Here is a 12016-nt window from a genome sequence, read left to right on the forward strand (position 1 = left end):
TCAGCTCCTGCAACCGCCCTGTTTCATACTGAGCGAGTGCCTCAGGATTCTTCTTGGTAGTAACTACACCAAAAACCTTATGAGTGCCAATATTCCCCTGTGTTAACCCACCAAAACTGCCGTAATGATGACCGTTTCTTGGTTCTCTCAAGGTAATCAAGTCCTCCCTTTTGCAGCAACTAAACTTTAAGAGATACAGAAAATTCTGGCCCGAGCTCTTCTCTCAAGCTTGCAACCAATCGCTCACCTTCTAATTTGAACTCATACTCTAACTCATCATTCCTAAACCCAGAGTTTGGCGGATAGTCAACATCTAGTGTCTCATCATAAATGGCTGCCCATTTTAACAAACGATCTTGAAGCTCTTTCGAGATCGGAAGCTCATAAGGAGCCATGTCCCCATACTCACCCGGGGACATATTCCAGATCGGATAACACTGATAATCCGCCATTAATTTTATGAATTTCACTTAACGCCCCCCTTGGATTGGCACCGACTACGAAGCCATTATCACCGACAGTCACAGCTATTCGCTGCATCTGGCCGTTGATATTTAACTCATATATCGGGCGCCCAACTCCAGAGCCTTGATAACCGACCAGCTTACCCTCAGAAACCGCCCTCATCACTACTCTCGGAATTTGAGCTTCCGACACTCCCATCCGGGCGAATTGGCTACCATGCTCTTCAATGATGTGCTGCAATCCAGCTTTTGAGTTGCCGGTCTCTAGAAATACAATTTTTCCGCTTGAGCTGCGAGCCGTTGCGATGACGTTTTCAGGGGTAAATTTCACACCACTAGCAGTTAACTGATCAAGCAATGATGTGTTAAACGTGCCTTTTTCAAACCATGAACCTGCCTTTCCTAATATAGCGGCTATCCCTACGCCCGACAGCTCACCAGCCATAAACTGGCCCCAAGCCTTGACGAATTCAGTCGCTGGCTGGACGCCCTCAAACCCTTCACCTCGCGCGAGTGCTCGTGCGAGCTGATCAACCTCCTCAGCGGTCCCTCCATGGCTTTGCACGTACTCCACGGCGGTAGTGGCCGCTTGTGCATACTCGGTTAAACCCGGAGGCATGTGATTGCCGAAATTATATTCAGTACCATTCTGCGCCACCCATGCCCCGGTTTTCAGGCTGTTTTCGTCCGCGCCGCTTTGTGTGGAAGCGGCAAGCAGACCAACCAACTGCGAGCTCATGCTCAGTAGGTTTGGATTACCCTGAACCAGTCTATCGAGGTCCGCTACTACCGCCTCATTAGCCCCAGCTGCTAGCGCTCCAGTTTTGAAGTCGCCACCGCTGACTTGGGCCAATAGTCCACCGACCACGGCATGAACCATGATTTTTTGCAGGCTGCCATCAGCAGCCGAAAGGTAATCACCCACCGCATTAAAACTGGCGGCCGCCAATGTATTGAATAGGGTGCTCTGCAAGGCATCGCCCAAATCACCGCCTTGGCCCATGATCTTGCTCATGGCCAACGAGGTACCGTTTTGCAGACCTTGGTTGGCCGCAAACTGACCGATACCTTCCCAGGTACTGAGATTGGTGGTGATTTTGCCGGTGACAGGGTTAGTGGTGGTGCCGGTCCAGTCATTGAAGTAGCCAGCGGTCATGCCCGCCGTGACGCCCGAAATGGCATCTAATTCATCTGCCAGAATTATCCTTACGTGGTTTGATCCGTGCAGTGGCTTCAGCCACCAAGGGATCATCCGGCCAATAATGTTTCGGATACCGGCCCTTCAAATCCTTCTTCACCTCGGCGTAGGTGCTGCGCCAGAAGTTCGCCAGATCCTGCGTCACCTGCACCGGTCGCCGCGCCGGGGATAACAGATGCAGCTTGACCACTTGCCGGCCACCGGCGATGCGCGGGGTTTCGGCCAGGCCGAACAGCTCCTGCAAGCGCACCGCGAGAATCGGTGGTTGCTCGCTGTAGTCCAGACGAATCGATGAGCCCGACGGCACGCTCAAGTGATGCGGCGCCTGCTCATCGAGCCGTTGCGGCAGCGGCCAAGGCAGCAGGTTGTGGACGATGCTCGACAGGTCGAGGTTGGCGAAGTGGCTAAGCCGCGAGACCTTGCCCAGATAGGGCATCAGCCAGTGTTCGAGTCCCTTGAGCAACGCCGCGTCGCTGACGTCCGGCCATTCGCTTTCGCCCTTGCCGGCCAGATCCAGCTGACGCAACAACGCCACCCGCGCCTGCCACTGACGCAGCTCCGGCGTCCACGGCAACAGCTCCAGGCCTTTGCGCCGCACCAGGTTGACCAACGCCTGACTGCGGGCGGTTTCGTCGAGGCCGGTCAGCGGCTCGCGGCTGAGGATCAGCTCGCCGACCTTGCGCTGGCGTTCGGCGCGCAACACGCCTTCGCGTTCGTCCCAATCCAGTTGGTCGACAACGCGCACCTGTTCGGCCAGCACTGAATCGAACAGCGCCGGATCGAAATCCGCCGCCAGATAAATTCGCTCTTCACGCTGCCCCTGACGACTGCCGAGGTCGGCGATCACCAGCCACGGCTGTTTCATCAAACTGTCCGCCTCAGCGAACAACGCGGCTCGGCCGTTGGCCAAACGATACTCGGCACCACCGGCACGACGCTGCTGGGCGACGCGGTCGGGATAGGCCAGCGCCAGCAGCGCGCCGAGCCAGCGCGGATGATCGGGGTCGCTGACCGGCTCCGACGCCTTGCCCCGCAGATAACCGCGATACTGCCGCGCCAGCTGTCGCGCTCGCTGCACGCCACCCTGAGCACCGCGTGCGGCGCGCTCTTCGCCAGACAAAAGCACCAATCGGCTGTGCAGATCCGCGCCAGCACCGCGCAAGATATCGCGCTCGCCGAGCAATGCCGCGACGTCACACGCCATGTCGGCCAACCCCAGCGCCTGACCGCGCAACAGCAAATGGCCGATGCGCGGATGCGCCGGCAATTCGGCCATGGCCTGACCGTGACGGGTCAGCGTTTCGCCTTCCAGCGCGCCCAAACGTTCGAGCAAATCCTGCGCCTGTGCATACGCGGCGGCGGGCGGTACATCGAGCCACACCAACTGCCCGGGCGTCACGCCCCAACGACCAAGTTGCAAGGCCAACCCGGCGAGGTCCGCCGAAAGAATTTCCGCACTGCCGTAGGCCGCCAGTTGCTCGTGCTGATCCTGCGACCACAAGCGGTAACACACGCCCGGTTCCAGTCGCCCGGCCCGACCCGCGCGCTGCGTGGCGCTGGCCTTGGAAATGCGCTGGGTGTCGAGGCGGGTCATGCCGCTGCCGGGATCGAATCGCGGCACCCGCGCCAGCCCGGCATCGATCACCACGCGCACGCCATCGATGGTCAGGCTGGTCTCGGCGATGTTGGTGGCCAGCACGACTTTGCGCTTGCCCGCTGGGGCCGGATCAATCGCTGCACGTTGCGCGGCGAGGTCCAGTTCGCCGTGCAACGGGCAAAGTAAAACCTGAGGGTTATCGCCCAGCGCATCAGCCAATTGCTGATGCACGCGCCGGATTTCCGCCTGCCCCGGCAGGAACACCAACACGCTGCCGGTTTCGTCGTTCAAGGCTTCAAGGATGGTCTGCACCAGTCGCGGCTCGATGAACTCCCCGGGCTGAAACGGTCGGCCCCAGCGCATCGCCACCGGGTACATGCGCCCTTCGCTGCGCAGGATTGGCGCATCGTCGAGCAACCCGGCCAGACGTTCGCCTTCGAGCGTTGCCGACATCAAGAGGATTTTCAACGGCTGGTCGTCACGGAACAGTTCCCGACCGTTCAGGCTCAGGGCCAACGCCAGATCGGCGTCGAGACTGCGTTCATGAAATTCATCGAAGATCAGCAACCCCACGCCTTCCAGCGCCGGGTCATCCTGCAAGCGCCGGGTGAGAATGCCTTCGGTGACCACTTCAATTCGCGTCTTGGGACCCACCTTGCTGTCGAGCCGAATGCGATACCCCACGGTCTCGCCAACCTTCTCACCCAACTCACTGGCCAACCGCTCCGCCGCCGCCCGCGCCGCCAGGCGACGCGGTTCGAGCATCAGAATGGTTTGCCCGGCCAGCCAAGGCTCATTGAGCAGGGCCAACGGCACGCGGGTGGTTTTACCGGCACCGGGCGGCGCTTCGAGCACGGCTTCATGGCGCGTAGCGAGGGCTTCACGCAGGGCGGGTAAAACTTCATCGATCGGCAAAGAAATCATGCTGGCTCCCAAACAGAGCGGCGAGTATAACGGCGAACTGCTCAGTGTTCGTTGCGGTCCTAATTCATATCGACGACGCTTCGTTTTGAAATTACCCAGGAGATTTCATATGCGTGTTCCCTTTCGCCTGATCGGCGGTGTTTTAGTCGCGACCTTGCTGACTCAACTGACCGCCTGTGGCTCGATTTTCTATCCCGATCGTCGTGGCCAGATCGACGGCAAGATCGACCCGGCGATTGCCGTGCTTGATGCCGTGGGCCTGCTGTTCTACATCGTTCCCGGCCTGATTGCGTTTGCCGTGGACTTCGCCACTGGCGCGATTTACTTCGCACCCGGCGAGACCGCCCAGGTTGCCCCGGAAAAACTCCAGGAAGCCATCGGCGCCGACGGCAAGGTCGATAACCTCAAGTTGCAGACTATTCTGGAACGTGAGACGGGCCGCAGCCTGCCGCTGGATGATCCGCGTCTGATCCAGCACAAGGGCAGCACCCAGCAACTGGCCCTGCTTGGCCTGCAACCTGCCGCGTAATCGGTGCACTTGAAGGAATAGCCGCACACATGATTTCAAGCTCCGAACACGCCCGCCTGCTGCGGCTGGCGACCCGTGCCTCGGTGGCGGTGGCCTGCGCGTTGATCATCGCCAAAGCCATCGCCTGGTGGCTAAGCGGCTCGGTGAGCATGCTGGCCGGGTTGACCGACTCGGCACTCGACGGCGTCACCTCGCTGCTCAACTTGCTGGCGGTGCATTACGCCCTGCGCCCGGCCGATGACGATCATCGCTACGGGCATGGCAAGGCTGAATCACTGGCTGGCATGGCGCAGGCGTTGTTCATTGGCGGCAGTGCGGTGTTGATTGCGTTGCAGGCGTTCGAACGTCTCAAGCATCCGGAACCGGTGGGCGCGCCGTGGATCAGCATCGGCGTGATTATCTTTTCGCTGGCCCTGACCCTGGTACTGCTGATGGTGCAGCATCGGGTGGTCAAGGCCACCGGCTCCAACGCGGTGCGCGCCGACTCCTTGCACTACCGTTCGGACATGCTGCTTAACGGCAGCATTCTGGTGGCGCTGGTGCTGGCCGGGTTTGGCTGGCATCAGGTCGATGCCTGGTTCGGTTTGGGGATTGCCGCGTATATTTTCTGGAGCGCGGTGACGATCGCCCGGGAAAGTTTTGCGGTATTGATGGATGAAGAACTGCCACCGGATGTCAGCCAGCACATGCTGGAACTGGCGTGCAGCGTGCCGGGGGTGCTGGGCGCGCATGATTTGCGTACGCGGATTTCCGGCAATCAGTGGTTTGTGCAGTTGCACCTGGAACTGCCGGGGGAACTGACCTTGTCAGTCGCCCACGGCATCAGCGATCAAGCCGCCGATGCGATTCACACCGCTTACCCGCGAGCCGAAGTGCTGGTGCACGCCGACCCGCAGGAAGTGGTGAAAGCCGCCAGGGCTCAGAACGTCACGCGATAACCGCGACTGCCCAGGCAACCGCCCTGGGCTTGCCGGTAGGCTTGCACGACGGTCGGGTCCGGTTGATAGGTGTCGACACGCGGATCGAAACCACTCTGCTCGACCGCCCAGCGATAGCAATCGTAACCATCCTGATTGACCTGCTCCGGCGACTGGCCGTTGGCCGGGTAAGCCTCCACATCGTAGCTATTGCCCGTCGCCAGCGGCTGACCGGGCGGCTCGACCACTACGTAATCCTGGGTGCTCTCCTGATAGGCGTAGTACGAGCCAGCTGCGAGGAACAACAGCGAACCGCCAATCCAGACTTCACGGGCGTAATCGGGCAAATACTGGATGCGAATCCCGCGCGGCGGCTGCACCACCACGTAACGCGGACCTTGCGGGCGATACCAGTAGCCACCGGAGTAGAAATAATCGCGGCCACCATAAGGCACACGATAGTCACGGTCCGGGAAGCGGTCGATCACATGCCCCGGCCGATACTGGGGGCCAGGTCCCCAGCCATTGCCGTGGCCGCTCGGGCGCCCTTGCCACTGGTTGTGACCGTTGGACGGTGCGCCTATGTAGCCATTCCAGTGCGAGTTGGGATCGTTACGCCGCGGTTCGTCCTTGTAGTATCCACGGCGCGGCTCTTGGGTTTGCTGCACGGTGTCGGGCCGAGGCTGAATGGGCAAATCATTGGCCGGCAGTTGCGGCGGTGGTGGCGGCGAACGCACCCGGCTGTTGTAGTCAGGCGGTGGACGGCTCTGCCATTGGCCGTTGTTCTGGTTTTGATTCTGGCCATTGTTCTGCGGGCGCGGCTGATTGTTGCCGCCATGCCCCTGATTGTTGTTGCCCTGACGACCGCCTTCGCCGTGCTGGCCGCCATCGGGGCCACGGCTCTGCGGCTCATCGGCCAGCGATTGCGCAGTAACACTGACACACAGCAACCCAATACCGGCCAAACGCCAGATGCGCGACTTCATGCTTTTCCTCACTGCGGGTTAGGGCGTGTACGTAAGACTGGAAATGCACAGGCCGGTTCTGCAACAGGTTATCAGTCGCGACACTTATTTATTGAGGGGGGAACGGCAAATTTCGGACAAGAAAAAGGGGAGACCCGTCGGCCTCCCCTTGAGAACTTCGTCCGTGCTCGACGCTTATGACGTCGGCTCACCTCACGCCGTCTTCTGGACAGTGTGTAGCTCGGGGGCCTGCACATCCCCGGTGGGGGTGGCGGCCGCGACTGGCCTGATTGGGCGAGTCGCACTGGACTGTTTGTCCGAGCAGTGATTCTGGTGATAAGAATAGGCTCGAGCCGCCGGCAGAGGATTGCGAAGATTGCTGAAATAAACATCACTTGCGCAATTTTTAACCCTGGATAGATAATCTGCCGCAATAGATACGACAAGGGACCGTTTGATGAGCAAACTCGACCGATACGACCTGAGCATTTTGGCTGAATTGCAGCGCGATGCGCGCATCTCCAATCAGGAGCTGGCCGAACGCATCGGCCTGTCACCTTCGCCCTGCTCACGTCGCGTCAAGCAACTGGAAGACGACGGCTACATCTCCCGCCAGGTCGCCCTGCTCGACCGCAAGATGCTCGGCCTGAGCCTGACCGCTTACGTGCTGATCGGCATGGACCGCCACACCCCGGAGCGTTTCGAGAATTTCGAACAGGCCATCCGCACCTTGCCGCAAGTGCTGGAATGCAGCCTGGTGACCGGGATGGATGCGGACTACCAGCTCAAGGTGGTGGTGCCGGACATGGATCACTATCAAAAGTTGCTACTGGGGCATTTGACGCGCATTGAAGGCGTGACCAGCGTGCGCTCGAGTTTCGTGTTGAATCAGGTTTTGAACAGTACCGAACTGCCTTTGACTCATTTGCGCAGCTAAGGCCCTCATCGCTGGCAAGCCAGCTCCCACAGGTTATGTGCCGTTCGCAACATTGTGATTGACGCTAAACCTTGTGGGAGCTGGCTTGCCAGCGATGGGGCCAGCACAGGCGACGAATAGCCGCGACACACTGCCGCAGGCCAATACTGCACGCGACCTGCCAGGCGTATACTCCCCGCGCCCTTTTAGCCTCGCCCGCGCTGGAGAAGTTCGATGGATCCTGCTGTATTCGAAGAGTGGATGATGACCGGACTGGTCAGCATCCTGATCATTTTCATGGGTTTCATCGTCTGGGATCTGGCGAAAAAGTCCAAGGCCGGGCGTTTCGGCTCATTCATTCTGTTCTTTGTGCTGGGCCTGGGCGTGGCGGCGTTCGTGATCAAGAGCGTGGTCATCGGCATGATCGAATCCGGCTCTTTATAAGCGCGCCGGCACTTCCTTCCACTGGCCCTGATCGAGCCCTTCGATCGTCCAGTCGCCGATCCTGACCCGCACCAGCCGCAACGTCGGCAAGCCCACCGCTGCCGTCATGCGCCGCACCTGACGGTTGCGTCCTTCGCGAATCACCAATTCCAGCCAACGGGTCGGCACGCTTTTGCGAAAGCGTACCGGCGGATTGCGCGGCCACAACTCAGGCTCTTCCAATTGCCGGGCTTCGGCGGGCAAGGTCATGCCGTCGTTCAATTCAACGCCATCACGCAAACGCTGCAACTGCTCGGCGCTCGGCTCGCCCTCCACTTGCACCCAATACGTCTTGGCCAGTTTGTGTTTGGGGTCGGCGATGCGCGCCTGAAGCTGACCGTCGTTGGTCAGCAGCAGCAAGCCTTCGCTGTCGCGGTCCAGTCGCCCTGCCGGGTAGATCCCGGGAATCTCGATGTAATCCTTGAGGGTCGCGCGCCCTTCGCCGTCGCTGAATTGCGTCAGCACATCGAACGGCTTGTTGAACAGGATCAGCTTCGGCTCGGCCGGTGGCGCCTTGGCAACACGGCGTGCGGCTGAGGGGGCTGGCTTCGCGCCAGGGCGGCGGGAAACGGGACGTTGTGGACGGGACATGGCGAAGAGAACATCTAGCGGTCAGGGCTCACTATGCTAGTGGCCTGACCGCCAAATGACCACGAGAACAATCAGCGGAACGGCGGCTCGTCGAAGCTGCGCAGTTTGCGCGAGTGCAGCGAGTTGAGTTCGGTGCGCAACAGATCGACCGCTTCGATACCGATTTTCAGATGCTGGCTGACCGCGCGCTCATAGAAGGCGTTGGCCGAGCCCGGCAACTTGATCTCACTGTGCAGCGGTTTGTCCGAAACGCAGAGCAACGTGCCGTAAGGCACCCGCAAACGATAACCCTGGGCGGCGATGGTGCCGCTTTCCATGTCCACCGCCACGGCGCGGGACAGGTTGATCAGCGGCCGCTCCTGAGCCCAACGCAACTCCCAGTTACGGTCGTCGTAGGTCAACACGGTGCCGGTGCGCAGGCGTTTCTTCAGTTCGTCGCCCTTCTCGCCGGTGATGTTTGCCGCCGCTTGCTGCAAAGCCATCTGCACTTCGGCGAGGGCCGGGATCGGAATGTTCGGCGGCACTACCCGGTCGAGAATCCCGTCGCGACGCATGTAAGCATGCGCCAGCACGTAGTCGCCAATCGTCTGCGACTGACGCAAGCCGCCGCAGTGACCGATCATCAGCCAGCAATGTGGACGCAGCACGGCCAGGTGGTCGGTGATGTTCTTGGCGTTGGACGGGCCGACGCCGATATTCACCAGCGTCACGCCGTGGCCGTCGGTGGCGATCAGGTGATAGGCCGGCATCTGGTAGCGGTGCCAGACCACACCGGCGGCAATCGCCGAGGCTTCACCGTGATCCATGCTCTTTTCGATAATCACGTTGCCCGGCAACACCATGCGCACGAAACGCGGATCGCTGCGCAACTGCTCCAGGCCATGGACGATGAACTGGTCAACGTAACGGTGGTAGTTGGTCAGCAGGATCCACGGCTGCACATGGCGCCAGTCGCTGCCGGTGTAATGCACCAAGCGGCGCAGGGAGAAATCCACTCGCGCGGCGTCGAACAGCGCCAGCGGCAGCGGATCGGTGTTTTCCCAATCGTACAGGCCATCGGCGATACCATCAGTGGCGGCCGACAGGTCGGTACTCGGGAATACGCGCGCCAGCACGGCAGCAGTCACGCCGGAGCCGGCCAGCTCATCGCCCTGCTCAACCACGTACGGATAAGGAATGTTCTGCTGGCTGACACCGACTTCCACGGTCACGGTGAAGTCGTGCATCAACGGCACGAGCTGCTCCAGCAGGTATTTACGGAACGCCGACGGATGGGTGACGGTGACGCTGTAGGTGCCTGGCAACTGCACCTTGGCGTAGGCGCGGGTGGTCTGCGGGACTTCGCCCTGGCAATGGTAGGTCAGGCGCAATTCGGGATAACGAAACAGAGCACGCTGCTCGGCATCGGGCTCGACACGATCCTTGAGGTAGCGCTTAAGCGCCTGATTGAGCGCGGTGGTTGCACGATTGTGCAAAAGCGCAAGCCGATCCACGGCTTGCTCGGCGGTTTGAACGACAATAAAAGCTTCGGTCACGATCAGCATCCTGTGTTCTGACTTGCAGAGCTTCATCTTGCCTGCATCAAAGCGTCACGGGAACAGTGGCCACGACACAAATGCCTTGAACGCCGCAGATCCAATGTGGGAGCGAGCCTGCTCGCGATGGCGGTGTATCAGTCAACATCACTGTTGAATGTTGAACCGTCATCGCGAGCAGGCTCGCTCCCACAGGGTTTTGTAGTGGTCAGTCGTTTTGTGGAGTCGAACGGGCGACAATCGCTTCCACATCCAACCCACGCGGCAACGCACCGTAAACCCGGCCACCGCCATTCAGGCGGCTGGCGATAAACGCATCGCTGACCGCCGAATTCCCGGCCTCCAGCAACAGTTTGGCCTGCAACCCAAGCGCAATGTCTTCGGTCAACTGCCGGGCGCGATACTGAATGTCACTGGTGTCTTGGAAGGCTGAGTGCAACTGGCTGATATGTGCAGCCAGGCGCTTGTCGCCATGGCCATCGCCCAATTCGCTGAACAACGCATCCAGCACACCCGGTTCTTTCGACAGCGCGCGCAGCACGTCAAGGCATTGCACGTTGCCGGAGCCTTCCCACGTCGAGTTGACCGGCGCCTCGCGGTAGAGGCGCGGCAGGATGCTGTCTTCGACATAACCGGCACCGCCCATGCATTCGGCGGCTTCGTTGATCATGGCCGGCGCACGCTTGCAGATCCAGTACTTGCCCACCGCCGTCACCAGCCGGGCGAATTTGGCTTCCCGGGCATCATCCAGATGGTCCAGCGCCCGGCCCATGCGCAGACTCAACGCCAGCGCTGCTTCGCTTTCCAGCGCCAGGTCCGCCAGCACGTTTTGCATCAAGGGTTGTTCGCTGAGCAATCTACCGCCCACCGAGCGGTGAGCGCAGTGGTGGCTGGCCTGGGTCAGCGCCTGGCGCATCAGGGAACTGGAGCCGACCATGCAATCGAAGCGGGTCATGGCGACCATTTCGATGATCGTCGGAACGCCACGCCCCTCTTCACCGACCATCCACGCCAGCGCGCCCCGGAACTCCACTTCGCTGGAAGCGTTGGAGCAGTTGCCGAGCTTGTTTTTCAAGCGCTGGATGTAGAACTGATTGCGCGTGTCATCCGGGCGATGGCGCGGCAACAGGAAACAGGTCAGGCCCTTGTCGGTCTGCGCCAGAGTCAGGAAGGCATCGCACATCGGCGCCGAGCAGAACCACTTGTGCCCCACCAGTTCGTAGGCCTGGCCCGGACCGCTGGCGCCCACCGGATAGGCCTTGGTGGTGTTGGCGCGCACATCGGTGCCGCCCTGTTTCTCGGTCATCGCCATGCCGATGGTGACCCCCGCCTTGTGGGCCATGCCGACGTTGCGCGGGTCGTACTCCGTGGCGAGGATTTTCGGCAACCATTGTTCTGCCAGATCCGCTTGCACGCGCAGCGCCGGAACACTGGCGAAGGTCATGGTCAACGGGCAACCGCTGCCGGCTTCGGCCTGACTGTGCAAATACGTCATGGACGCGCGGGCCACGTGGGCGCCGGACTGCGGATGGGCCCAGGGCAACGAGGTCAAGCCATGCTTGACCGCCGTGCGCATCAGCTCGTGATAGGCCGGGTGGAACTCCACCAGGTCGATCCGGTGCCCGTATCGATCATGGCTGCTGAACACCGGTTTGTTCTGATTGGCCAGAAACCCGGCTTCCATCAACGGTCCACCGGCCAGTGCGCCATACGCGTCGATCCGCGACTCGGCCCAACCGGCACCGAAACGCCGCGACCACTCCTGTAACGGCAAGTCGATGCGATACAGGTTGGCACCGTCCAGTGACGGCGGCTGATTGGTGACTTCGTGGGTTTCGGCGAACTGATGCAGGTTCATGGCGGGGCTCCTTTGGTCAGCCAAGGGATTTCAGTTAAG

The 12016-nt window shown here is 60.6% G+C and carries 10 protein-coding genes and 1 pseudogene; 4 read left to right on the top strand and 7 right to left on the bottom strand.

The window, feature by feature from the left end; translation table 11 throughout:
* Window positions 1-179: 179 nt before the first annotated feature.
* From M5G20_RS11865 to hrpB, 3 genes and pseudogenes are all read right to left on the bottom strand, one after another.
* The gene (locus tag M5G20_RS11865; protein ID WP_273919270.1) at window positions 180-395 is read right to left on the bottom strand and encodes a hypothetical protein; all 216 of its coding nucleotides are present in this window, start codon (window positions 393-395) and stop codon (window positions 180-182) included.
* A gap of 688 nt (window positions 396-1083) precedes the next feature.
* Window positions 1084-1641: pseudogene (locus tag M5G20_RS30285) on the bottom strand (DUF637 domain-containing protein); the annotation flags it as partial.
* 10 nt (window positions 1642-1651) lie between these two features.
* Window positions 1652-4183: an ATP-dependent helicase HrpB gene (gene hrpB, locus M5G20_RS11875; RefSeq protein WP_273919271.1), complete on the bottom strand. Its 2532-nt coding sequence runs from the start codon at window positions 4181-4183 to the stop codon at window positions 1652-1654.
* A gap of 109 nt (window positions 4184-4292) precedes the next feature.
* Between hrpB and M5G20_RS11880 the strand changes: the two genes are divergently transcribed.
* Together M5G20_RS11880 and M5G20_RS11885 are read left to right on the top strand one after the other, a co-directional pair.
* The gene (locus M5G20_RS11880; protein ID WP_273919272.1) at window positions 4293-4712 is read left to right on the top strand and encodes a polyribonucleotide nucleotidyltransferase; all 420 of its coding nucleotides are present in this window, start codon (window positions 4293-4295) and stop codon (window positions 4710-4712) included.
* Between the two features lie 29 nt (window positions 4713-4741).
* A complete protein-coding gene (locus tag M5G20_RS11885) occupies window positions 4742-5650 on the top strand; it encodes a cation diffusion facilitator family transporter (protein ID WP_273919273.1) in 909 nt (302 codons plus the stop codon).
* On the opposite strand, the gene M5G20_RS11890 is transcribed toward M5G20_RS11885, so the two are convergent.
* Window positions 5632-6615 carry a DUF6515 family protein gene (locus M5G20_RS11890; protein WP_273919274.1) on the bottom strand — a complete coding sequence of 328 codons (984 nt, stop codon included), beginning with the start codon at window positions 6613-6615 and terminating at the stop codon, window positions 5632-5634. The two genes, M5G20_RS11885 and M5G20_RS11890, sit on opposite strands and share 19 nt — an antisense overlap.
* A gap of 436 nt (window positions 6616-7051) precedes the next feature.
* On the opposite strand from M5G20_RS11890, the gene M5G20_RS11895 reads away from it, so the two are divergent.
* Complete coding sequence (locus M5G20_RS11895) at window positions 7052-7531, top strand: Lrp/AsnC family transcriptional regulator (RefSeq protein WP_056855781.1); 480 nt, start codon at window positions 7052-7054, stop codon at window positions 7529-7531.
* Window positions 7532-7744: 213 nt separating this feature from the next.
* The gene (locus M5G20_RS11900; RefSeq protein WP_150734665.1) at window positions 7745-7954 is read left to right on the top strand and encodes a DUF2788 domain-containing protein; all 210 of its coding nucleotides are present in this window, start codon (window positions 7745-7747) and stop codon (window positions 7952-7954) included.
* Here the strand turns inward: M5G20_RS11900 and M5G20_RS11905 are convergent.
* From M5G20_RS11905 to M5G20_RS11915, 3 genes are all read right to left on the bottom strand, one after another.
* Window positions 7949-8584, bottom strand: a complete 636-nt coding sequence (locus M5G20_RS11905) for a pseudouridine synthase (RefSeq protein WP_150734664.1) — start codon at window positions 8582-8584, stop codon at window positions 7949-7951. The two genes, M5G20_RS11900 and M5G20_RS11905, sit on opposite strands and share 6 nt — an antisense overlap.
* A 71-nt stretch (window positions 8585-8655) precedes the next feature.
* A complete protein-coding gene (amn, locus tag M5G20_RS11910) occupies window positions 8656-10155 on the bottom strand; it encodes an AMP nucleosidase (protein ID WP_273919275.1) in 1500 nt (499 codons plus the stop codon).
* 172 nt (window positions 10156-10327) lie between these two features.
* A complete protein-coding gene (locus M5G20_RS11915; protein WP_273919276.1) occupies window positions 10328-11977 on the bottom strand; it encodes an acyl-CoA dehydrogenase family protein in 1650 nt (549 codons plus the stop codon).
* Window positions 11978-12016 lie beyond the last annotated feature (39 nt).

It is taken from the genome of Pseudomonas sp. TNT2022 ID1044 (assembly GCF_028656895.1).
Lineage (GTDB): Bacteria > Pseudomonadota > Gammaproteobacteria > Pseudomonadales > Pseudomonadaceae > Aquipseudomonas > Aquipseudomonas reinekei.